This window comes from Streptomyces sp. NBC_00210, from assembly GCF_045160975.1.
GTDB lineage: Bacteria > Actinomycetota > Actinomycetes > Streptomycetales > Streptomycetaceae > Streptomyces.
Window position 1 is genome coordinate 3,438,285 of the sequence record NZ_CP108120.1, and the last position, 22,026, is coordinate 3,460,310.

General features: G+C 70.0%; 21 protein-coding genes and 1 pseudogene. 10 read left to right on the top strand and 12 right to left on the bottom strand.

What is annotated here, in order from left to right:
* Positions 1 to 17 precede the first annotated feature (17 nt).
* On the bottom strand, positions 18 to 488 hold the full coding sequence (locus OG729_RS15475; RefSeq protein ID WP_405806589.1) for an Lrp/AsnC family transcriptional regulator: 471 nt from the start codon (positions 486 to 488) through the stop codon (positions 18 to 20).
* Here OG729_RS15475 and OG729_RS15480 point away from each other — a divergent pair.
* A pseudogene (locus tag OG729_RS15480) lies at positions 465 to 974 on the top strand (SMP-30/gluconolactonase/LRE family protein); the annotation flags it as partial. The gene OG729_RS15475 and the pseudogene OG729_RS15480 sit on opposite strands and share 24 nt — an antisense overlap.
* On the opposite strand, the gene OG729_RS15485 reads toward OG729_RS15480, so the two are convergent.
* Positions 889 to 1,824 (bottom strand): hypothetical protein, encoded by a 936-nt coding sequence (locus tag OG729_RS15485; protein WP_405806591.1) that lies wholly within the window; start codon positions 1,822 to 1,824, stop codon positions 889 to 891. The pseudogene OG729_RS15480 and the gene OG729_RS15485 sit on opposite strands and share 86 nt — an antisense overlap.
* A 350-nt stretch (positions 1,825 to 2,174) precedes the next feature.
* Here OG729_RS15485 and OG729_RS15490 point away from each other — a divergent pair, with 350 nt between their 5' ends.
* The 4 genes from OG729_RS15490 to OG729_RS15505 all read left to right on the top strand — a co-directional run bounded on the left by OG729_RS15490 (position 2,175) and on the right by OG729_RS15505 (position 5,626).
* Positions 2,175 to 3,854: a trypsin-like peptidase domain-containing protein gene (locus tag OG729_RS15490; protein ID WP_405806593.1), complete on the top strand. Its 1,680-nt coding sequence runs from the start codon at positions 2,175 to 2,177 to the stop codon at positions 3,852 to 3,854.
* A 161-nt stretch (positions 3,855 to 4,015) separates the two neighbouring features.
* Positions 4,016 to 4,450, top strand: coding sequence for a hypothetical protein (locus OG729_RS15495; protein ID WP_405806595.1), 435 nt, complete (start codon positions 4,016 to 4,018; stop codon positions 4,448 to 4,450).
* A 22-nt stretch (positions 4,451 to 4,472) separates the two neighbouring features.
* On the top strand, positions 4,473 to 4,862 hold the full coding sequence (locus OG729_RS15500; protein ID WP_405806597.1) for a thiol-disulfide oxidoreductase DCC family protein: 390 nt from the start codon (positions 4,473 to 4,475) through the stop codon (positions 4,860 to 4,862).
* Between the two features lie 11 nt (positions 4,863 to 4,873).
* Positions 4,874 to 5,626 (top strand): TetR/AcrR family transcriptional regulator, encoded by a 753-nt coding sequence (locus tag OG729_RS15505; RefSeq protein WP_405806599.1) that lies wholly within the window; start codon positions 4,874 to 4,876, stop codon positions 5,624 to 5,626.
* A gap of 67 nt (positions 5,627 to 5,693) precedes the next feature.
* On the opposite strand, the gene OG729_RS15510 is transcribed toward OG729_RS15505, so the two are convergent.
* The gene (locus OG729_RS15510; RefSeq protein ID WP_405811149.1) at positions 5,694 to 7,931 is read right to left on the bottom strand and encodes an MMPL family transporter; all 2,238 of its coding nucleotides are present in this window, start codon (positions 7,929 to 7,931) and stop codon (positions 5,694 to 5,696) included.
* A gap of 159 nt (positions 7,932 to 8,090) precedes the next feature.
* Between OG729_RS15510 and OG729_RS15515 the strand changes: the two genes are divergently transcribed.
* The gene (locus OG729_RS15515; protein WP_405806601.1) at positions 8,091 to 8,777 is read left to right on the top strand and encodes a response regulator transcription factor; all 687 of its coding nucleotides are present in this window, start codon (positions 8,091 to 8,093) and stop codon (positions 8,775 to 8,777) included.
* A complete protein-coding gene (locus OG729_RS15520) occupies positions 8,774 to 10,297 on the top strand; it encodes an ATP-binding protein (RefSeq protein WP_405806602.1) in 1,524 nt (507 codons plus the stop codon). Before OG729_RS15515 ends, OG729_RS15520 begins: the two co-directional genes overlap by 4 nt.
* A gap of 64 nt (positions 10,298 to 10,361) precedes the next feature.
* On the opposite strand, the gene OG729_RS15525 is transcribed toward OG729_RS15520, so the two are convergent.
* The 3 genes from OG729_RS15525 to OG729_RS15535 all read right to left on the bottom strand — a co-directional run bounded on the left by OG729_RS15525 (position 10,362) and on the right by OG729_RS15535 (position 13,760).
* Positions 10,362 to 11,915, bottom strand: a complete 1,554-nt coding sequence (locus tag OG729_RS15525) for an ABC transporter substrate-binding protein (RefSeq protein WP_405806604.1) — start codon at positions 11,913 to 11,915, stop codon at positions 10,362 to 10,364.
* A gap of 184 nt (positions 11,916 to 12,099) precedes the next feature.
* Entirely contained in the window at positions 12,100 to 13,497 is a 1,398-nt protein-coding gene (locus OG729_RS15530) for a metallophosphoesterase (protein WP_405806606.1), read from the bottom strand.
* An 11-nt stretch (positions 13,498 to 13,508) separates the two neighbouring features.
* Positions 13,509 to 13,760, bottom strand: coding sequence for an SCO4848 family membrane protein (locus tag OG729_RS15535; RefSeq protein WP_360871708.1), 252 nt, complete (start codon positions 13,758 to 13,760; stop codon positions 13,509 to 13,511).
* 121 nt (positions 13,761 to 13,881) lie between these two features.
* On the opposite strand from OG729_RS15535, the gene OG729_RS15540 reads away from it, so the two are divergent.
* Positions 13,882 to 15,093 carry a D-alanyl-D-alanine carboxypeptidase gene (locus tag OG729_RS15540; protein WP_360871711.1) on the top strand — a complete coding sequence of 404 codons (1,212 nt, stop codon included), beginning with the start codon at positions 13,882 to 13,884 and terminating at the stop codon, positions 15,091 to 15,093.
* Here the strand turns inward: OG729_RS15540 and OG729_RS15545 are convergent.
* The 4 genes from OG729_RS15545 to OG729_RS15560 are packed head-to-tail and all read right to left on the bottom strand — an operon-like array spanning position 15,062 to position 17,928.
* On the bottom strand, positions 15,062 to 15,979 hold the full coding sequence (locus tag OG729_RS15545) for a YihY/virulence factor BrkB family protein (RefSeq protein ID WP_405806608.1): 918 nt from the start codon (positions 15,977 to 15,979) through the stop codon (positions 15,062 to 15,064). The two genes, OG729_RS15540 and OG729_RS15545, sit on opposite strands and share 32 nt — an antisense overlap.
* Positions 15,967 to 16,392: a GtrA family protein gene (locus OG729_RS15550; protein WP_405806609.1), complete on the bottom strand. Its 426-nt coding sequence runs from the start codon at positions 16,390 to 16,392 to the stop codon at positions 15,967 to 15,969. The genes OG729_RS15545 and OG729_RS15550 overlap by 13 nt, the downstream gene beginning before the upstream one ends.
* Positions 16,389 to 17,348 (bottom strand): decaprenyl-phosphate phosphoribosyltransferase, encoded by a 960-nt coding sequence (locus OG729_RS15555; RefSeq protein ID WP_405806610.1) that lies wholly within the window; start codon positions 17,346 to 17,348, stop codon positions 16,389 to 16,391. The genes OG729_RS15550 and OG729_RS15555 overlap by 4 nt, the downstream gene beginning before the upstream one ends.
* Positions 17,341 to 17,928 carry a phosphatase PAP2 family protein gene (locus OG729_RS15560; RefSeq protein WP_405806612.1) on the bottom strand — a complete coding sequence of 196 codons (588 nt, stop codon included), beginning with the start codon at positions 17,926 to 17,928 and terminating at the stop codon, positions 17,341 to 17,343. Before OG729_RS15560 ends, OG729_RS15555 begins: the two co-directional genes overlap by 8 nt.
* A gap of 162 nt (positions 17,929 to 18,090) precedes the next feature.
* On the opposite strand from OG729_RS15560, the gene OG729_RS15565 reads away from it, so the two are divergent.
* Positions 18,091 to 19,479, top strand: a complete 1,389-nt coding sequence (locus OG729_RS15565; RefSeq protein ID WP_405806614.1) for an FAD-binding protein — start codon at positions 18,091 to 18,093, stop codon at positions 19,477 to 19,479.
* A 12-nt stretch (positions 19,480 to 19,491) separates the two neighbouring features.
* The gene (locus OG729_RS15570) at positions 19,492 to 20,247 is read left to right on the top strand and encodes a decaprenylphospho-beta-D-erythro-pentofuranosid-2-ulose 2-reductase (RefSeq protein ID WP_360871727.1); all 756 of its coding nucleotides are present in this window, start codon (positions 19,492 to 19,494) and stop codon (positions 20,245 to 20,247) included.
* A 52-nt stretch (positions 20,248 to 20,299) separates the two neighbouring features.
* Here OG729_RS15570 and OG729_RS15575 read toward each other — a convergent pair whose 3' ends face one another.
* Positions 20,300 to 20,881: a 2'-5' RNA ligase family protein gene (locus tag OG729_RS15575; RefSeq protein WP_360871729.1), complete on the bottom strand. Its 582-nt coding sequence runs from the start codon at positions 20,879 to 20,881 to the stop codon at positions 20,300 to 20,302.
* 127 nt (positions 20,882 to 21,008) lie between these two features.
* The gene (gene trpS / locus OG729_RS15580) at positions 21,009 to 22,022 is read right to left on the bottom strand and encodes a tryptophan--tRNA ligase (protein WP_360871732.1); all 1,014 of its coding nucleotides are present in this window, start codon (positions 22,020 to 22,022) and stop codon (positions 21,009 to 21,011) included.
* Between the last annotated feature and the right edge of the window lie 4 nt (positions 22,023 to 22,026).

Below are 22,026 nucleotides of genomic sequence, written 5' to 3' on the forward strand. Positions count from 1 at the left end.
GGACGCGCCACTGACAATCAGCCGTGCCGCAGAGGATGACCGGGAGGTTGACGGGGTGACACGGGCCGCTCGAAGAAGGTCTCCAGTGAGACCGTGGCCTGGGTGCCGCTGACGCCCTCGATGGCGTACAACCGGCGCAGTACGTCCTGCAGTTGTTCCGTGGTGGCGGTGCGCACCTTGACCAGCACGGACGCGCTGCCCGCGATGATGTGCGCCTCCTGGATCTCGGGGATCGCGGCGAACGCGGCGCCCGATTCCCCCATCCACGCCGACGACTCGACCATGACGAAGGCGAGCACGCCCTGCCCCAGCGCGGCCGGGTCCACCTCCACCGTCGTACGGCGGATGATGCCGCGCTCGCGCAGTTTCCGTACCCGCTCGTGCGCGGCGCCGGCCGAGAGGCCGACTGCCTTGCCCAGCGCGGCGTAGGCCTGGGTGGCGTCCTGCTGGAGCAGGGCGACGAGCTCACGATCGACTACGAGGGCCACCGCGCGCAGAGCGAGATCGGCGCGTGCAATGTCTACCGCGTCGACCCGGCCACGGCCGAGGTCCGGCTCGTCGCCGACTGCCTCGCCACCCCGAACGGCCTCGTGTTCTCCCTCGACGAACGGCAGTTGTACGTCTCGGACACCTGCGGCGGCTGCATACGCGTCTTCGACGTACGCGATGACGGCACGCTCTCGGACGGCAAGGTCTTCGCCGAGGCCACGGACGGCATCAGCCGTTTCGACAACCTCCGCTTCGACGACGAAGGGCGCCTGTGGGCGGCGGCCATCGAGGGCGGCGTCCACTGCTACGACCCGGACGGGACCCTGCTCGGCCGTCTCCTGATCCCCGAGCCGGTCTCCAACATCGCCTTCGGCGGCCCCAAGAACAACCGCGCGTTCATCACGGCGTCGACGTCGCTGTACTCCCTGGTGATGTCGGTGACGGGGGCTCCCCGGATCCGCCGCGGGACCTGGCCCGCCGGATGAGGAACAGCGCGCCCGCAACGCCGACCAGGGCCGCTCCGCCGACGGCCCACGCCACAGCAGGCGTACGGGAGTCGTCGCCGGCGAGCGCCTGCTTTTCGGTCCGGCACGCCCGGCCGGTCGCCTCGTCCGCAGGGACGACCCGATAGCGAGCCCAGACCGCCGGCCGGGCCTTCGAGGAGGCGTCCTTGTCGTACTGATAGACGAGGTAGAGGCCGGGCTTGGCGTCGCACCTGATGGTCGCGGTCGCGCTCTGCTCGGCCTTGCCGCCGCTCAGGACGGGCTTGTCGGCGAAGGCCGGGGAGACAAGGCTGACGGATCCGTCGAAGTCATGGCCGATGCTGGTGGCCACGACCCGGCTTCCGGCCGGGAAGGACCGTACATCCCATTCGGTCCGAGGCCACTTGGTGCCCTTGGGCCACTGCTCTTCCTTCGAGTCGGGCGCAAGGTTCTTGAGCTTCGTACGGCACTCCCGCACGGCGGCGTCGTCGGCCTTCTCCACGCGCACCGTCGTGAAGGGGGTGCCGTGTTCACTCGTCCGCGCCCAGGCCGGGGGCTGGATCTCCACCGGGTGGATGCCGGGCGTCGCATCGCACTTGATGGCGACGGTCGCCGTGAGGCGCGGGGCGTGCATCCGCAGGACGCCGTCGGCGAGGAATGCCTTCGAGGTCACCACATCACCGTTTTCCAGCTTTCCCTCGCCCACCGTCACGGCGAGAACGTCGCCGGGGCGCACCAGGTGGACCTTCCCCGGGGCGTAGGGCAGCGGCTCGTCTGCGGCCGCCGGTGGGGCCGTGGCCACCGCACACCCCAGTAAGAGCGCTGCGGCGAGTGCTGCGCGGGAGCGGTTCATGGCGGGGCTCGTGTTCCTTCCGGTGCGCACAAATGCAGGCTTGTTCGTTGCGTTGCGCCCTTTGGGGCGAACTGACGTGCGATTGTTTAGTTGTTGGGGACACACAGTCCCTCCCACAGAGAGAGAGTGCATTGCGTTCACGTTGGTTGCCTGCCCTCGCGTTCATCTTGTGCGCGGGCGCATTCGGCACCGGTCCTGCCGCCGCAGCGACCGGTGCACCCTCGCCGCTCCCTTCGACAAGCGCGGCCACTCCCCCCGCCTTAGCCACACCGTCTCCTTCTCTTCCCGAGCCCACGCCCGCACCCACGGCGTCCCTGAGCGAGGAGGAGAAGTACTGGACGGCCGAGCGCATGGCCGACGCCGTGCCGGTCGATGCCGAACGGGGTGACGCGGTCCCGGGGCCCGCCGCCCGGTCCGGACTGCGGGCCGCACCTGCCGGCACCAAGCAGGGTGAGTACTTCGGCGGACTGCCGATGGTGGGCACCTTCTTCTTCGACGGCAAGGAACTGGGCGGTACGAAGACGTACTGCACGGGCAGCGTCGTCCACAGCAGTACCCGTGACCTGGTACTGACCGCCGGACACTGCGCCATGGGCCTGAACGGCGCCACACACCGGATCTTCGTACCGCAGTACCGTCACGGCACCTCCGCCGCCAATCAGCCCCACGGCGTCTTCCCGGTCAACGCCGTCTTCATGGACCCGCGGTACAAGAAGGCGGAGGAGGACACCCCGAAGGGCGACACCAAGCTCCCGGTCTCCGACCTCGACCTGGCGTTCACGCGGGTCGGCCCCAACAGCAAGGGCAAGGCCGAGGATGTCACCGGGGCGCTGACCTTCACCCCCACCACCACGTACGCGCACAACGTCACCGTCATCGGCTACCCGTCCAGCGAGGCCAACAACAAGGAGCACAAGGCGCTCCGTTGCGAGGTCCCGACCAAGCAGCTGCCCGGCTTCCGGCAGATGCGGATGACCTGCGGCGGCTTCCACGGCGGAGTGTCCGGCGGTCCCTGGATCACGGACTACAACGCCGGCACCCGTACCGGGAAGGTCATCGGCAACACGGGCGGCTACTACGGCGGCGGCAACGACCAGAACGTCGACTGGATCACCTACGCGCCGATCTACGGCAAGGATGCCCAGGACCTCTACAACGACGCCGTCGCCGGCCGGCAGCCGGGCGCCCGCCCGCCGTACCAGCCCGCAACGGGTGATCCCTACCTGCCGGGCGGCGGCGACCTCTGGAAGCACGCCAGGCTCCTGGCCTCCGGCGACTTCTCGAACACCGGCCACAGCGATCTGATCGTGGTGTGGACGGACGGCGAGACCACCCTCTACCCCGGCGACGGCAAGGGCGGCTTCAAGCCCGAGCGGCAGCTGCTGCCGAAGAACGACCTCTGGAAGAGCGCCGGGTCCATCACCGGCGGCGACTTCACCGGCTCGAACCACTTCGACCTGCTGGTGCGCTGGAACGACGGAGAAGTCACCCTCTATCCGGACGTGAGCTCCAACGGTCTGAACGTGGCCGGGACCCAGATGGCCAAGAAGGACTCCGTCTGGAAATTCGCCACCCAGATATCGGCGGGCCGCTTCAACGCCGCAACGTACGTCACGGATCTGATGGTGCGCTGGAAGGACGGCGAGCTCAGCCTCTACACCAATGTGAGCTCCGGGACCTTCGGGCAGGAGCACAAGCTGCGGGCGGCCGACCCGCTCTGGGAGCACGCCACGCTGCTCACCAGCGGGCAGTTCTCCGGGAACCACAAGTGGGACCTCATGATCCGCTGGTCCGACGGTGAGGTCGACAACTACGTCGGCACCACGACCACCGCCCTGGGCAGCGAGAAGCGCGTTCTGAACGAGAACGACCTCTGGGGGGATCACGCCGACGTCATGTCGGCCGGCAACTACACCCCCAACGGCCTGGCGGACGACCTCCTCGTGCGGTGGTCGGACGGCGAGACCACGATGTACGTGGACTCACGCGTCGACCGGGTAGGGACCGAGCAGACACTCGTCGCTCCGTGAACCGACGGCGGCAGCCGTTCTCCTGCGCGCGCCGGAGAACTGCTGCCGCCGTCCCTCGTCCGGCCCTCTTGCCCCCGATCCTCCACTCGCTTGAACATGTTCAAAAGTAGGTCTACAGTCCATGACAACAGCTTTTGAACGCGTTCAAGGGAGGGTGGGGCATGGACCTCACTGTTGTCGCCTACGTCGTCTACCTGCTGATCAGCGTCGCGCTCACCATTTGGGTGGCCCGTACGCTCAGCCGCAACGGGCGGATCTTCCTCGCCGACGTACTGCAGGGCAACGAGAAGCTCGCCGACGCCGTGAACCACCTTCTGGTGGTCGGCTTCTACCTGGTGAACCTGGGCTTCGTCGCCCTCTACCTGAAGTCGGCCGACGCCGTCGCCGACGCCCGCGGGCTCTTCGAGGCCCTCTCGGTGAAGGTCGGCGTCGTACTGCTCGTACTCGGCGTGATGCACCTCGCCAATGTGTACGTCCTCAACAAGATCCGCCGTCGTGGAGTGATGGAGCGCGAGCAGGTGCCGCCCGTGCCGCCGCAGGGCTGGACGGGCCAGGCAGGTCAGGGCCCGTGGGCGGCGCCCGCAACCGGGGCCTGACCCGGCCGTGGGCATCACGACCATGCGCACCCCGGTGAAACGGCTGACCGTGCTGTACGACGCACAGTGCCCGCTCTGTGTCCATCTGCGGCACTGGCTCCTGCGGCAGCGCCAACTCGTGCCGCTCGACCTGGTCCCGGCGGCGTCGGACGAGGCCCGGCGCCGCTTCCCCGGCCTCGACCACGCAGGGACGCTCACCGAGATCACGGTGATCGGCGATGCGGGCCAGATCTACCGCGGAACCTCCGCCTGGATCGTCTGCCTGTGGGCGCTGGCCGAACACCGGCCGAAGGCCCACTGGCTGGCCACCCCGGCCGGCGAGCCCTTCGCCCGGGTGACCGTGCTGGCCGCGGCCAAGTACCGGGAGGTCACCTCGCCGCCCTGCGACGACCGGTGTTCCCTTCCCGGTTAGGCTCGGACACCGTGACAGACGCGAAGGCCCCGAAAGACGCGAAGGCTCCCAAGAGCGAGCAGACCCGCACGCTCATCCTCGAGACCGCGCTCCGGCTCTTTCAGGAGCGCGGCTACGACAAGACGACCATGCGGGCCATCGCCAAGGAGGCCGGGGTCTCCGTGGGCAACGCGTACTACTACTTCGAGTCCAAGGAACACCTCGTCCAGGGCTTCTACGACCGGATCGGCGCCGAGCACCAGGCGGTTGTCCGGCCCATCCTCGACCGGGAGACCGATCTGGAGACCCGGCTCGCCGGGGTGCTGACCTCCTGGCTGGACATCGCCGAGCCGTACCACGAGTTCGCGGCCCAGTTCTTCAAGAACGCGGCCGACCCGCAGAGCCCGCTCAGCCCGTTCTCCCCCGAGTCGGAACACGCCCGCGAGGCGGCCCTCTCCGTCCACCGGGAGGTACTGGCCGGCTCCAAAGCCAAGGTCGCCGACGAACTCGGGGACGTCCTGCCCGAGTTGATGTGGCTCTCCCAGATGGGACTCGTCCTCTACTGGGTCTTCGACCGCTCAAAGGGCCGCGAGCGCAGCAGACGGCTGGCCGAACGCGGCGCCCGCCTCACCACGCGCGGTGTCGCGCTCTCCCGGTTCCGGGTGCTGCGGCCACTCGTACGCGAAGTGCACGAGTTGTTCACGGACTTCCTGCCCGGGATGGCGGAGACGGCCGCCTCCCGCAAGAAGGCGTCACCGGCCCCGGACTCCCGTACCAGGGCCTGAGGCTCGGCAAAAGGCCCTGACCGGCCCCGCCGAGCGGGACCGGTCAGCAGCCGTGGGCCGCGCCTCGCTACGGCTGATGCACACCCTCCTGCGACAGCACCACATCGTCGATCCGCGGATCGCCGCCGGTGCCGTCCCCGGCCTCGGGCTCCGCACCCGGCCCCGGCACGGCGCCCGCGAGCGCCGGTGCGTCCTCCCGCGGCTCCACCGCCAGATGCGGCAGCCGCTTCTCCAGACCGGCCGGCAGCCACCAGTTGGACCGCCCCAGCAGATGCATCGCCGCCGGCACCAGCGCCGTACGCAGGATGAACGCGTCCAGCGCCACCGCGGCCGCAAGCCCGATGCCCGCCATCGCGCCCTCCATGTCCCCGCTCAGCACAAAGGCGCTGAACACGCAGATCATGATCAGGGCGGCGCAGTTGATGACCCGGCTGGTCTCGGCGAGGCCGACCCGCACGGCGCGCGCGTTGTCCTGGGTATGCACCCATTCCTCGTGCATCCGGCTCACCAGGAACACCTGGTAGTCCATCGAGAGGCCGAAGAGCAGGGACAGCATGATGACCGGCAGGAACGCGGTGATCGGCCCCTCCTTGCCGAGGCCCAGCGCCTCCGCTCCCCAGCCCCACTGGAAGATCGCGACCAGTACGCCGAAGGAGGACGCGGCCGCGATCAGGTTCATCAGCGCGGCGGTCAGCGGTACGACCAGCGAGCGGAACGCGATCAGCAGCAGCAGGAAGCCCAGCGCGATGATCGTGCCGATGAAGTACGGCAGCCGGTCGCCGGTCACCGCCGCGAAGTCCTTGAAGATCGCGGTGACTCCGCCGACATGGATCTCCTCGCCCGACTGCGGGATGACCTTGTCGCGCAGGGTGTCGATCAGCTGGTCGGTCTCCTCGGACTGCGGTGAGGTCGTCGGCACGACCTGGATCACCGTGACGCCGGAGCCGGGCGGCGAGGGCAGCGCGACGGCCTGGGCGACACCCTCCATGCTGCGTACCGTGCCCACCAGCGTCCGGACGGCGGCCGGTTCGGCGTCCTTCGCGACCAGCTGCAGCGGCCCGTTGAAGCCGGGCCCGAAGCCCTCGGCGAGCAGGTCGTACGCCTGCCGGGTTGTGGTGTCCTTCTTGTGGTTGCCCTGGTCGGTGGCGCCGAGCCGCAGGGACAGTACGGGGATCGCGAGCGCCGCCATCACCACGACGGCGAGCAGCGCGATCGACTTGGGCCGCTTCTGCACGGTCGCGGACCACCGGGCGGCGACGCCACTGGACTCCTCGGGCTCCGGGCCGACTGCTGCGAGCCTGCGCCGCTGCCGCCGGCTCAGCACCCGCGGGCCCAGGACGCCGAGAAGCGCGGGCAGCAGGGTGATCGCGGCGAGCACGCTCAGTACGACGGTGAGCGAGGTGGCGATCACGACTCCGTTGAGGAAGCGCATGTTCATCACCAGCATGCCGGCGAGCGCGATGCACACCGTGCCGCCCGCGAACAGCACCGCACGCCCGGAGGTGTTCAGCGCGGTGACCGCCGAGTCCTCCGGGGCCATGCCCCGCAGAATGCCCTTGCGGTGGCGCGTGACGATGAACAGCGCATAGTCGATACCGACGCCGAGTCCGATCAACGAGCCGAGCAGCGGCGCCACTTCGGGCACGTCCGTGGCGTGGCTGAGCAGCGTCGTCGACAGCATGCCGGTGCCGACGCCGAAGATGGCCACGACCAGCGGCAGCACCATCGCGAAGAGCGAGCCGAAGGCCAGGAAGAGGACGACCGCGGCGGCCGCGAGGCCGACCATTTCGGCCGTGCCGGTCGGCGGCTCCTGAATGCGGGCGATCGCCTGCCCGCCGAGCTCGACCTGCAGTCCTGCGCGTTCGGCGTCCTGCGCGGTGTCGACGACGTCCTCGATCAGGCCCTTGGGTACACCGTTGGCCTGTTCGGCGAAGGTGATCTGGGCGTAGGCGATCCGCCCGTCCTTGCTGATCTGCGCCGCGCCCGCGGGGGTGTACGGGCTCGCGACCTCCCCGACCCCCTTCATGCCCGCGATCTCCCCCAGCGCGGGCTCGATCCGCGCGCGTACGGAGGCATCGCGCGCCGAGCCCTCCCGGACCCGCCACACCACGGTGTCGGTGTCGCCCGACCTCTGCGGAAAGGCCCTCACCATCAAGTCGTACGCATGCGTGGAGTCGGTGTCCGGAAGACTGAAGCTGTTGGAGTAGTTGGTGCCTGCCGAACTGCCCGCGGCCCCCAGGCCGAACAGCGCCCCCACCCACAGCACCAGGACCACCAGCCGATGCCGATAGCACCACCGTGCCAATGCCGCCACGATTCCTGCCCCTTCGTAGATCCGTCTCCCCCGGGCCGGTCTCCAGAATCGGCCGCAGGCGGCGTCCGTGGCATGGCACGGCCATGACTCTCAAGGAACTCCAAGACAGTGACCGGTCCCCGGCGCGGGGAACATGCCGATACTGAGGACATGGACCATGAGGGAGCGACCGTGCTGGTCGTCGAGGACGAGCCGAGCATCGCCGACGTCCTCGCCATCGCACTGCGCTATCACCGTTTCGAGGTGATCACGGCGGGAAGCGTGCGGCAGGCCCGGCAGGTGGCCGGGCAGACGCGCCCCGATGTGGCGCTCCTCGATGTGATGCTTCCGGACGGCGACGGGCGCGCGCTCGGACGTGAACTGCGCGCCGCCCGCCCCGAGACGGCCGTCGTGTTCCTCACCGCCCGCGACGCCCCCGCCGAGATCGTGGGCGCACTCGGCTTCGGCGACGACTACATCACCAAGCCCTTCAACGTCGACGAGGTCGTGGCCCGCATCAGGGCGGTGCTGCGGCGCACCAGGCCGGCGGATGTGCTGCCGGTGCGGCCTCCGCTGCGGTACGGCGACCTGGAGCTGGACGACGCGACGTATGCGGCCCGGCGCGAGGGCGGCTCGGTACAGCTCACCCCCACCGAGTACGCGCTGCTGCGTTTCCTCGTACGCAACGCCGGGCGCATCGTCACCAAGGAGCAGTTGCTGCGCCATGTCTGGCAGTACGAGCACCAGGCGGAGTCGACCGTCGTCGAGACGTACATCAGCTATCTGCGTCGCAAGCTCGATCCCCTGGGACCACCGCTGATAACCACCCGCAGAGGCGTCGGATACGGGCTCGCATGAGGCGCTGGATACGGGCGGCGGCCGGGGCCCGCGCCTGGCACCAGCAGCACCACCGCTCAATCCACTCCCTGCGCGCCAAGCTCACCGTGGTCAATGTGGCGCTGCTGGCCCTCGGCATCGTCGCCGCCACCGCCGTCAGTCTGATGGGCATGCGGCACTATCTGCTCGACCGGGTGGACAGCGAGCTGATGGGAAGCGCAAATGCCTTGGCGCGCACGGGATTCACGCAGAAGGAGATCGACTCGCTGAGCGCGATCGGGGCGCTGCGTGACCAGTTCGCGCCGGACGACAAGGAGGCGAGCCGACTGACACGCTCGCCGACGATCCTCGTCGCCCTCGACGCCGGGCACCGGCCGATCGCCTTCGCCAGAATCGTGCCCACCGACCGGCAGCGGGACCTCGCGGCCGCGGTCGACGATCCCGGCGCGCTCGCCGACTCCGCCGAGGCGCGGGACGTGAACGTCGACGGCGAGCCGTACCGCGTGGTCGGGACCCGTCTCGGCGACGGCACGTTCGTGCTGCTGGCCACCGAGACCGGAGCCGTGCACAACGGAATGGCGAAGGCCCTGAAGCTCGATCTCGCCTTCGGGACCGTGCTGCTCGCGCTGCTCGCCCTGCTCACCATGCTCGGTACCAAGCACCGGCTGCGGCCGCTGGAGGACATGGTGGAGACGGCGTCCGCCATAGCGGAGGGCGATCTGACCCGGCGGGTGCCCGCCGGACGTGATCCGGTCACCGAGATCGAGCAGCTGCGGGTCGCCCTCAACTCCATGCTCCACCAGGTCGAGTCGGCCTTCGAGACACGCGAGCGCAGCGCCGCCCAGCTGCGGCGGTTCGTCGCGGACGCCTCGCACGAGCTGCGTACGCCGCTGTCCGCGATCCGCGGCTATCTGCAGCTGTACGACAAGGGGATGCTGCGCGAGCCGGTGGAACGGACCAGGGCGCTGGCCCGGATGAGCGCCGAGGCCGACCGGATGGGCCGGCTCGTCGAGGAGCTGCTGACCCTGGCCCGCCTCGACCAGCAGCCTCAACTACGGCTTTGCGCGATCGACTTGAGCCATCTGGTGCGGGACGCGGCGGACGATCTGCGAGCCCAGCAGCCGCAACGGCCGCTCACGGTCCGGGCGGACGGAGCGTTGCTCGTGCAGGGCGACGAGTCGGGGCTGCGGCAGGTCGTCGGCAATCTGCTGGCCAACGTCCGCGCGCACACCCCGGCGGACGCACCGGTGCGGGTGGAGCTGGCGTGTGAGGACGGCGACGGGCGGGGGCCGGGTGCGGTGCGGCTGCGCGTGGCGGACGAGGGTCCGGGCATGGCCTGCGAGGATGCCGACCGCATCTTCGACCGGTTCTTCCGGGCGGGCGGGGAAGGGAGCGGGCCTGCGGGCAGCGGACTCGGCATGGCGATCGTGGCGGCGGTGGTCGCCTCGCACGGCGGCGAGGTCACGGTTCGGACAGCGCCGGGCGAGGGCCTGGCGGTGACGGTCGTGCTCCCGGCGGCCGCCCCCGCGCCGACGGCGTAGCGGGTGCTCGGTGGGGTGCTCAGCGGGGGTGGACAGTGAGGGTGCTCAGTGGGGGGTTGCGCCGTCAGATCCAGCCGAGCTCCCACAGCCGCCAGACGCCGGTGCCGTCCGACAGATACTGCGCGCCACTGACGTTCTCGCTGCTCAGTACGTAGTCCTTCTGCTGCCACAGCGGCAGCAGCGGCACATCCTTGGCGATCTCCCGCTGCAGCGACTTGAAGTCCTCGGTGGCGCGGGCGCGTTCGCTGTACTGCTGAGTGGAGGCGATCAGCCTGTCGACGGCCTTGCTCCGATAACCGTTGTGGAGGGTCGAGTCCGTGCCGACGAGGGGCTGGCTGAAGTTGTCGGGGTCCGGGAAGTCCGGGATCCAGCCGACGGTGTACGCGTCGTACTTGCCGTCCGCGTACCCCTTCTGGAAGACCGTCCAGTCCTGGGCGACGACCTTCACCTTGAACAGCTTGGTCGCCTCCAACTGCCGGCGCAGTTCGGCCGCCTCCTGCGCCGGGCCGCTGTCCGCCCGGTGCACCAGCGTGAAACTCAGTGGGGCAGTGATGCCCGCCGCGTTGAGCAGTTGCCTGGCGCGCTCGGTACTGGGTTTCGGATAGGCGTCGAAGAAGGAGTTGGTGTGCCCGAGGGTCCCCTGCGGGATCAGGGAGTAGAGCGGCTGCACGGTGGAGTGATAGACGGAAGTGACCACTTTGGGGCGGTCGATGACCGCGGCGACGGCCTGCCGTACCGCCTTGTTCGCCATCGGCGACCCCGGCCGTAAGTTGAAGACGAGATTGCGGATCTCCGCGCTCTCCGACTCGCTGACGCGCACGGCCGAGTCGCTCGGGTCGAGCCCGGCGAGGTACGTGGCGGGCAGCTGGCGGTGGGTGACGTCGAGCTGCTGAGCCTGCCAGGCCGCCGCGAGCTCGTCGGCACCCTTGAAGTAGCGGATCACCACGGGCCCGCCGGTCTTCGTCAGCGCGCCCTTGTATCTGGGGTTGGGTACGAGACGGGCCCTGACGCCGGGCTCGTACTCCTTCAGCACGTACGGTCCCGAACCGTCCACCGCTGAGCCCTGGCGCAGGCTCTTCTCCGGGTACCGGGTGCGGTCCACGATCGCCCCCGCACCGGTGGCGAGCTTCTGCGGAAAGGTGGAGTCACGGGTGGTGAGGTTGAAGGTCACCGTCCGGCCCTTGGCGACGACGTTCTTGAGGGTCGCGAAGAGGGGCTGCGGGCCGACGTCCGACTTGATGCGCAGCATCCGCTCGAAGGAGTACTTCACGTCCTCGGCAGTGATCTTCCGGCCATTCGCAAAGGTGAGGTCGTCGCGCAGTTCGCACTGGTAGGTCTGGAGCTTGATCCCGGTGAACTTACAGCTGCTGGCGGCGTCGGGGACAGGGGTCACGCCGCTGGGTCTGAAAGTGAGGAGCGTCTGAAAGACGTTGCTGTACATGGCCCAGGAGCCCGCGTCGTAGGCCCCGGCGGGGTCGAGGGAGGTGACGACGTCGGTTGTGCCCACGGTCACCGCGGCCTTCTTGTCCGCACCGGACGGCAGTAACTGCCAGCCCCCCACAGCCGCGGTCACAAGCACCACGCACATGACCAATAAACGAAGACGGATCGATTGCATCGCCCGAGCTTCCCTTCACGCCCACCCCGGTTCGTGATTTGGCGCGTTCAGCCAATCACAGGGCCGTCGCCGGAAGGAGGAAAGCAGAAGTGCTCACAGCCAACTTTGACCTCGGCTATGCCTTGCCGCCTTCGAGGCTTTACCCCCAGGGTCTTTACGCGCCGGGTATTTACACGCTGGCTCTTTACGCCGTGCGGGACGCGAGCTGTACGACGGTGATGTCCGAGGGCGCCCCCACGCGCACGGGCGGGCCCCAGGCACCGGCGCCCCGGGTCACATACAGCTGGGTGTCGCCGTAGCGTTCAAGGCCGGCGACGGTCGGATTGGCGAGGGCGGCGAGGTGGTTGCCCGGCCAGAGCTGACCGCCGTGGGTGTGGCCGGACAGCTGAAGGTCGACGCCGTGCTCGACGGCGTCATGGATGACGACGGGCTGATGCGCGAGCAGCACGGACGCGCGGCGGCGGTCCCGGTCGCCGAGCGCCTTGGCGAAGTCGGGCCCGTCGCCCTCGCTCTCGCCGGCGACGTCGTTGACCCCGGCGAGGTCGAATCCGCCGATCTCGACGCGCTCGTTCCGCAGGGGGTGCAGCCCGAGCTCGCGGACGTGCTCGACCCACGCCTCGGCCCCCGAGAAGTACTCGTGATTCCCCGTCACGAAGAATGCCCCGTGCCGTGCCCCCAACTGGGCGAGGGGTTCGGCGGCGGGCCCGAGATCGGCAACGCTCCCGTCGACGAGATCACCGACGACGGCGACCAGATCGGGCGATGTGGCGTTGATGGTGTCGACGATCCGCTGGGTGTGGGCGCGGCCGAGGACGGGCCCGAGGTGGATGTCACTGACGACGGCGATCCGGAACCCGTGGGCGGCACGGGGAAGCCTGGCGAGAGGAACGGTGACCCGCTTGACACGAGGTCCACGGAGGACGCCGTACGTTCCGTACCCAACCGTGCCGAGGGCGACGGCGGCGGCACCGCCCCCGACGATCCGGCTCACAAACATCCGCCGCGAGACCCCGGGCCGCGCACCCGCGACGTCCGCGGTACGGACGGCTTCGCTTCCCATGTCGGTACGGACCGCTCCGGCATCCAGAGCCGGGGCGATCTCCTGCGCCGTCGCCAGAGCGGTGGCCTTGTCGTCCGTGGCCTGCGCGGCTGCGCCGACGGCCACAGGCCGGTCGGTCTCAGGCCGGTCGGTCTCAGGCCGGTCGGTCTCAGGCGCCGCGCCGAAGCCCGCGGCGGGCGTCCCGGAGCCGCTCACCCCGGCCCGACGCCCCAGCACCCCCCGCAGCACCGGCCGTACAGCCTCGCCCACCACCAACGCCAGCACCAGATACAGCAGCACGGCCAGCCACAGATACCCCGGCCACGCCACCACCCGCTGGACCCAGAACGGCGCCCCCGCCCGCCCCGACACCAGCGCCCCCACCGACAGCAGCGGCAGCACCCACACCGCCGTCGTGCCCACCCGCCGGGCCACCCCGCCCGGTGCGGTCGTGTCGCGGACCAGGCGTCGCCAGACGTACCAGTGCACCCCCGCCAGCAGGGCGACAACCGCTACCACCACGAGCAGGACGACCACCAGCACGAACCGCTCCCCTATTCCTTGGCGCGCGTTGCGCCCATTGCGCGTACGCCGCGCAACCCGATGACGCCGACGACCGTCCCCAAGACAAAGGACGTAATGGCGAGCAGCAGGTGGACCCAGAAATACCCGGTCGGGTTCCCCGAGTCGTCGAAGGCGAGCCCGCTGCCGTCCTTCCAGAGGTTCTTGACGAAAGTGATCCAGATGAACCAGCTCCACACCCCGAACGCGAGCAGGAACCAGGAGGCAGAGCGGCTGAGCTTCATGGACTCAGTATCGCGTCCGTCCTCCGACCGGGTCCTCCGGGGTGGGCTGTCCCGGCGTTACTTCCGGCGGGTCATCGAGCCGATAAGCATATTTTCTGCTTGGCGATGTACGTTCTCGTCCGTGTCTGCCTCGAAGAAGACCGCGCTGACGGTCGCCGCCGCTGTGTTGCTGCCCGCACTCACCGTCGCACCCGCGACCGCGGACACCCATGACGACAAACCAGGAAGAAAGCAGCAGCCCAACCCGCCGGCCTCCATGTCCACCGTCGGCGGCACCCAGCTCGGCATGGCCGGCGTCCAGGTCAGCCTCGGCCCCGGTGCGCCCGTACTGCCCGCCGAGCTGAGCGGCCGGTCCTGGATCGTCGCGGACGCGGAGAGCGGCGACGTGCTCGCCTCGAACAACGCCCACTGGCGGCTGCCCCCGGCCTCCACGCTCAAGATGCTGTTCGCGGACACCGTGCTGCCCCGGCTGCCCAAGACCGAGATCCACAAGGTCACCGACGCCGAGCTCGCGGACGTCGGCGAGGGCAGCAGCCTGGTGGGGGTCAAGGAGGACCACACCTACTCCGTCCACGATCTGTGGCTCGGCGTTTTCCTCCGTTCCGGCAACGACGCCGTGCATGTGCTGGCCTCGATGAACGGCGGCGTCCCCAAGACCGTCCAGGACATGCAGGCCCACGCCGACGAGCTGCAGGCCCTCGACACCCATGTCGTCTCGCCCGACGGCTATGACGCAGACGGCCAGGTCTCCTCCGCGTACGACCTCACCCTCATCGCCCGCAGCGGTATGCAGAAGAAGGACTTCCGGGAGTACTGCTCGACGCCCCGCGCCATGTTCCCCGGCGAGAAGGTGCCGGGCAGCAAGCGCGACTACTTCGAGATCCAGAACACCAACCGGCTGCTGACCGGCGACGACGGCGTCACTCCGTACAAGGGCATCGCCGGCGTCAAGAACGGCAACACGACACACGCGGGCGCGACCTTCACCGGCGTCGCCGAGCGGAACGGCAAGGTGCTGCTCGTCACCGTCATGAACCCGGACTCCGGCGAGAGCCAGGCCGTCTACCAGGAGGCTGCCCGGCTGCTCGACTGGGGCTTCGCGGCGGCCGGCAAGGTCAAGCCGGTCGGTGAACTGGTCCCGCCGAAGTCCGCGACCCTGCCCGACTCGGGGGGCGCACAGCCCGCGGGCAAGGGCGCTCCGGCCAAGACAGCCGCCGCCAAGCACAGCTCCGGCGGCATCGGTACCGCGCTCGGCATCATCGGTGGGGTGCTGGTGGTGCTGGCGGCCGGGGTCTTCCTGGTCAACCGGCGCTGGCCGCTGCGCCGCCGCTAGGTCCTGGCCGTTCCGGGGGAGTCCCGTCCGCCGTCTGCTTGCTCTGCGTCGCCGTCCACGCGGCGCAGAACAGCAGCAGCTTCGCGCTGAAGTTGATCCACAGCAGCAGGGCGACCGGGACGCCGAACGCCCCGTACATGCTCTTCCCGGCGACACCCTGGATATAGCCGCTGAGCAGCAGTTTGAGCAGTTCGAAGCCGACCGCTCCCATCAGCGCGGCCACCATCAGGCGGCGGCGCGGCGGCTGCACGCCCGGCAGCAGCGTCAGCAGATAGAGCAGCACCAGGAAGTCGGCGACGACGGCGATCGCGATGGCCACGGCCTGCAGCAATACGCCGCTGGCTCCGCCCTTGTCGATGCCGAGCCGGTCGGCACTCCAGCCGACGGCGGTGGAGGCGAGCGTCGACGCCGCGATCGAGGTGACTGCGGTCGCGCCGAGCCCGAGCAGTACGCCCCCGTCCTTGAGCTTGCGCAGGACGGGATTGCCCTCGTCCTCGTCGTCCAGCTCCCAGACCGCCCGCAGGCAGTCCCGCAGCGAACCGACCCAGCCGATGCCGGTCACGAGCAGCAGGGCGCCCGCGACGACTCCGATCGTGCCGGCGTTGGCGACCAGGGAGTTGATGTCGAGCTGGTCGGAGATGCCCGGCACCTGCTCGCTGATCCTGTCCTCGAGCTTGGTCAGCTGCTCCTGGTCGAGCAGCGCGGCGCCGATCGCCGCGGCCACCGTGATCAGCGGGAAGAGCGCGAGAAAGCTGATGAAGGTGATCGCGGCGGCGAGCCGCGTCCAGTGCACCCGGTCGAGTGTCTCGTACGAGCGCCAGGCATGGGTCTTCATCAGTCGTGCGACCAGCGGTCCGACGACGGGGAGTTTGGTCAGCCAGTCCATGTCGTACGCGTACCCTCTGCGCGGAATACAAGTGTCCGGGTTCCCCAGAATCGCAGGCAGGTGGCGAGGAGCATGCCGACGCCGAGCCCGGACACGGTGTCCGCGCGCCCCGAGGTGAGTCCGAGGCCGTGGTGCGAGACGACGAGACAGAGCAGTTGGACGAGCGCGCCCGCGAGATTGACGCCGAAGAAGACGGCGCACTCCCGGAGGTCCATCCTTCTGCGCCGGTAGGTCCCCAAGGCGTTGCCGAGGTAGGCGACGGTGCACCCGGCGAGGAAGGAGAGGGCCTTCGCGGTCAGCGGCTCCCAGCCGAGCGGGCCGCGCAGCCATACGAAAACGGCCAGATCGGCGGCGTACGCGCAGCCTCCGACCAGTGCGAAAGAGCCCAGCTCGGACCACCCGACGGGCTTCACAGGTCGGCGACCGCCAGTCCGTACATCGCGGCCCAGACGAGTCCGACGACGGCGAGCGCCCGGTCGTGCAGCACCACGTCCTCGGGCGCGCCGGCCGTGCCGCGGTCCGCGAAGACCGCGTAGCGCAGCACCGCCAGGATGAACGGGATCATCGACAGCTGCCGCCAGGGCAGCAGCGCCTGGGCGGCCACTCCGCCGCTCTCCAGGGCCCACAGGCAGTAGGCGAGCACGGCGACACCGGCCGCGAGCTGCCAGACGAAGCGCAGATAGCCGGTCGTGTACTCATTGAGCAGCGCCCGGGTCGCGCCCTTGCTGCCCTCCATCTGCACGGCTTCCGAGTACCGCTTGGCCGCCACGATGAACAGCGCGCCGAAGCCGGTGGTGATCAGGAACCAGCGGGACAGCGGGATGGCGAGCGCAACCCCGCCGGTCATCGCACGCATCAGGAATCCGGTGGTCACGACCGCCAGATCGACGACGAGCACATGCTTGAGCCAGAGGCAGTACGCGAGTTGCATCGACAGATAGGCGGTGAGCAGGGCGCCCGTCATGGCGTTGCACAGGACTGCCGCTCCGGTGATCGCGACGGCTGCGAGCAGGGCGCCCATCGTGTACGCGACGGCCACGGGCACGTCCCCGGCGGCGACGGGACGTCTGCGCTTGACGGGGTGGGCGCGGTCGGCTTCGCGGTCGCGGGCGTCGTTGACGAGGTAGACCGCCGCGGCTGCCGCGGTGAACAGGACGAAGACGAGGGCCAGTTGACCGGCGGTACGCCTGGAGCCCAGGTCTCCGGCTGCGGCGGGGGCGGCCACGACGAGGGCGTTCTTGATCCACTGGCGCGGGCGCGCGGTTCTGAGCAGGCCGAGGGGCAGGCCGACGGCCCGGCGCGGCGCGGGCCGTGGGGGCCGCCGGGGCCGTTCGGACCGCTTCAGCAGCGCGCTGCCGCGCTCAGCCATGCCGCCCCCGGAAAGCCGGCCTCGGCGGCGCCTGAGGCCCGCCTTCCGGCGCGCCCCAGCGGGGACCTGTCATCCAGCGGGCGCCGAGACGGACCGCGAGCCCGCCGAGCATGGCACCCGCCGCGATGTCCGTCGGATAGTGGACGCCGACGACAAGCCGGGACACGCACATCGCGGCGGCCAGCGGCGGCGCCAGCCGGCGTCCGGCCGGGCGCAGCACACCGAAGGCCACGGCGGCAGCGGCCGCGGACGTGGCGTGTGAGCTGGGGAAGGAGTGGCGGCCCACGGTACGGACGAGAGGCTCGCCGACGGGGAGTTGGGGGCGGGGGCGGCGTACGGCAGCCTTGACGCCGATGCTGGCCAGATGCGCCGCGCCGACCAGGGCGGTGGCCCGCAGCCAGGCCCCGCGCCGCTCGCGGTCGGCCGCCGCGCCCACGAGTCCGGCGGCGAGCCAGAGCGCGCCGTGCTCGCCGGTGACGGAGAGCGCGCGGGCGGCAGCGGCGATCCGAGGCTGCCGCCCGCAGTCGCGCAGCGCCGCCAGCAGCCGCCGCTCCGCGGCCGCGCAGTCCACGTATCTCATCTGCCACCCCTTCTCATGAGCTCTCATGAGCCAGGGGCGACTCTTCTCGGCGATCGGCGGACTTTCACGTCCATCTTTGATGACACTCGTTTAATCACCCATTTCGGCGAGTCCTGCGAGGTACCGCCAAATGCGGGCATAGGCGGCTATAACGTCTCGGACATGGTTGCCGAGACCCGCACCACCGACACAAGTGCCGCTGCGCGCACCGAGTTGGTGTCCCTCACCGGCTGGGGCCGGACGGCCCCGACGACGGCCCGGCTGCTGCGTCCCCGTACACCTGAGGAGGCCGTCGCGGCGGTGCGGGACTGGGGGGCGCGCGGCGGCATCGCGCGCGGCCTCGGACGGGCGTACGGAGACGCGGCGCAGAACGCGGGCGGAGCCGTCCTCGACATGACCGCCCTCGACCGCATCCGCACCATCGACGCCGAAGCGGGCGTCGTCGTGTGCGACGCCGGCGTGAGCCTGCAACGGCTGATGGAGGTGCTGCTGCCGCTCGGCTGGTTCGTGCCGGTGACACCCGGGACCCGCCATGTCACGGTCGGCGGGGCCGTCGGCGCCGACATCCACGGCAAGAACCACCATGTGTGCGGCTCCTTCTCGCGCCATGTGCGCTCGCTGGAACTGCTGACGGCGGACGGCTTCGTACGGACGGTGCTGCCCGGCACGGACCTCTTCGACGCGACGACGGGTGGCATGGGCCTGACCGGCCTGATCCTCTCGGCGACCGTCCAGCTGCACCCCGTAGAGACGTCCCTGATGTCCGTGGACACCGAACGGACCGCCGACCTGGACGACTTGATGGCCAGGCTCACCGCGAGCGACCACCGCTACCGGTACTCGGTCGCGTGGATCGATCTCCTCGCGCGTGGGCGTGCGCTGGGGCGCTCGGTCCTCAGCCGCGGCGAGCACGCCCCGCTGGAAGCCCTGCCTCCGCGCGCCCGGAGCACGCCGCTCGCCTTCCGCCCCCGGACGCTGCCGGCCGCCCCCTCACTCGTACCGGAAGGGCTGCTCGGACGCACCACCGTAGGGCTCTTCAACGAGCTCTGGTACCGCAGGGCGCCCCGCTCGCGCACCGGCGAGCTGCAGACGTTGGCGGCCTTCTTCCACCCGCTGGACGGCCTCCCGCACTGGAACCGGATCTACGGCCGCGGCGGCTTCGTCCAGTACCAGTTCGTCGTCGGGTACGGACAGGAGGACGCCCTGCGCCGGATCGTGCGCCGGATCTCGCGGCGCCGGTGCCCTTCGTTCCTGGCGGTCCTCAAGCGCTTCGGCGCAGGCGATCCCGGCTGGCTGTCGTTCCCGCTGCCCGGCTGGACGCTCGCGCTGGACATCCCGGCCCGGCTGCCCGGACTCGGCGCGTTCCTGGACGAGCTGGACGAGGAGGTCGCGGCGGCGGGCGGCCGGGTCTACCTGGCGAAGGACTCCAGGCTGCGTCCGGAACTGCTCGCGTGGATGTATCCACGACTGCCCGAATTCCGTGCCCTGCGGGCCGCTCTCGACCCCCGCGGAGTCTTCACCTCCGACCTCTCCCGCCGTCTCTCCCTCTAAGGAGCACCACCCGTGAAGAACGCCTTTGGCTCCCCGCAGTCCCTCCTCGTCCTCGGCGGTACGTCGGAGATCGGCCTGGCCGTCGCCCGGCGGCTGATCGCCCGGCGCACCCGCACGGTCTGGCTGGCCGGCCACCACGCCCCCTCCCTCGAAGACGCGGCGAGCGGGCTCCGCAGCCTCGGGGCCGACGTCCGCACGGTCGCCTTCGACGCGCTGGACTGTGCCGCGCACGAAGAGGTGCTGGGGAAGATCTTCGCCGAGGGCGACATCGACATGGTGCTGCTGGCCTTCGGCGTCCTCGGCGACCAGGCGAACGACGAGGCCGACCCGCCGGCCGCCGTCCGGGTCGCGCAGATCAACTACACCGGGGCGGTCTCGGCCTCACTGGTGTGCGCGGCGGCCCTGCAGAACCAGGGGCACGGCTCGCTGGTGGTGCTCTCCTCGGTGGCGGGCGAGCGCGCCCGCCGCGCGAACTTCATCTACGGCTCCAGCAAGGCGGGCCTGGACGCCTTCGCACAGGGGCTGGGGGACGCGATGCACGGGACGGGCGTGCACGTCATGGTCGTACGCCCCGGATTCGTCCGTACGAAGATGACGGCGGGGCTGCCTCAGGCGCCGCTGGCCACCACCCCCGGGGCCGTCGCCACGGCTGTCGAGCTCGGGCTGCGACGCAGATCGGAGACGGTGTGGGTGCCGGGGGCGCTGCGTGTGGTGATGTCGGCGCTGCGGCATGTGCCGCGCCCGCTGTTCCGCAGACTGCCGCTGTGAGGGCCGCCCTGGGCTGCGGAGCGCGGTCAGGGGGTGGCTGCGGATCCCGGGGTCAGGGGGTGGCGGCGGGCTCGTCCACCGGGGAGCCCTGGGCGGGCACGGCCACGATGCCGCCCCCGAAGGCGTACTCGTGGAGCTTGCGCCACACCCCGTCCGCTCCCTGCTCGTACAGCGCGAAGGAGGCGCAGGTCCAGGACGCCTCGTACTCGGACAGCGCCTCGTACGCGCGGTCCATCGCCTCCTCGGCGATGCCGTGCGCCACCGTCACATGCGGGTGGTACGAGAACTGCAGCTCACGCACCAGCGGCCCGGACGCGTCCCGCACCCGCTTCTGCAGCCAGGTGCAGGCGGCCGCGCCCTCGACGACCTGGACGAACACGACGGGTGAGAGGGGGCGGAATGTTCCGGTGCCGCTGAGCCGCATCGGGAACGGCCGGCCGGTCGCCGCGACCCTGGCGAGATGCGCCTCGATCGCGGGCAGGGCCTCTGCGTCGACCTCGGTCGGCGGCAGGAGCGTGACGTGGGTCGGAATGCCGTGCGCGGCGGGATCCCCGAAGCCCGCGCGCCGCTCCTGGAGCAGGCTGCCATAGGGCTCCGGGACCGCGATCGAAACGCCGAGCGTTACGGTCCCCACGTCGTTCTCCTCAGTCGTCTGCGGGTAGGTGTGCAGCCGCCAGTGTGGCGGCTGCACGGCGTATGTGGCCAGAGGCCTTGGACACAGTGCCGATTCGGTGATGACTCAGTACGGAATCAGAACGCACTCAGTGCTTCGCGGGAAGGAACCCCACCTTGTCGTAAGCGGCGGCCAGGGTCTCGGCCGCGACCGCGCGGGCCTTCTCCGCACCCTTGGCCAGGATCGAGTCCAGCGTCTCGGGGTCGTCCAGATATTCCTGGGTACGGGTGCGGAACGGAGTGACGAATTCCACCATGATGTCGGCGAGGTCTGTCTTGAGCGCTCCGTACATCTTGCCCTCATACTCCGCCTCCAGCTCGGCGACGGTCTTGCCGGTGAGGGTGGAGTGGATGGTCAGGAGGTTGGAGACGCCCGGCTTGTTCACCGGGTCGAACCGGATGACGGTGTCGGTGTCGGTGACCGCGCTCTTGACCTTCTTGGCCGTCGCCTTGGGCTCGTCGAGCAGGTTGATCAGACCCTTGGGGGTGGACGCCGACTTGCTCATCTTGATCGACGGGTCCTGAAGGTCGTAGATCTTCGCGACCTCCTTGACGATGTGCGGCGCCGGGACGGTGAAGGTGTCGCCGAAACGGGCGTTGAAGCGCTCGGCGAGGTCACGGGTGAGCTCGATGTGCTGACGCTGGTCCTCGCCCACCGGGACGGCGTTGGCCTGGTACAGCAGGATGTCCGCGACCTGCAGGATCGGGTAGGTGAACAGGCCGACCGTGGCCCGGTCGGCGCCCTGCTTGGCGGACTTGTCCTTGAACTGCGTCATCCGGGAGGCCTCGCCGAAGCCGGTGAGGCAGTTCATGATCCAGCCGAGCTGGGCGTGCTCGGGGACATGGCTCTGGATGAAGAGCGTGCAGCGCTCGGGGTCGAGACCGGCGGCGAGCAGCTGGGCGGCCGCGAGCCGGGTGTTGGCGCGCAGCTCGGCCGGGTCCTGCGGCACGGTGATCGCGTGCAGGTCCACGACCATGTAGAACGCGTCGTGGGTCTCTTGCAGCGCCACGTACTGGCGGATCGCTCCGAGGTAGTTCCCGAGGTGGAACGAGCCTGCGGTGGGCTGGATACCGGAGAGCGCGCGGGGTCGGTCTGAGGCCATGCAC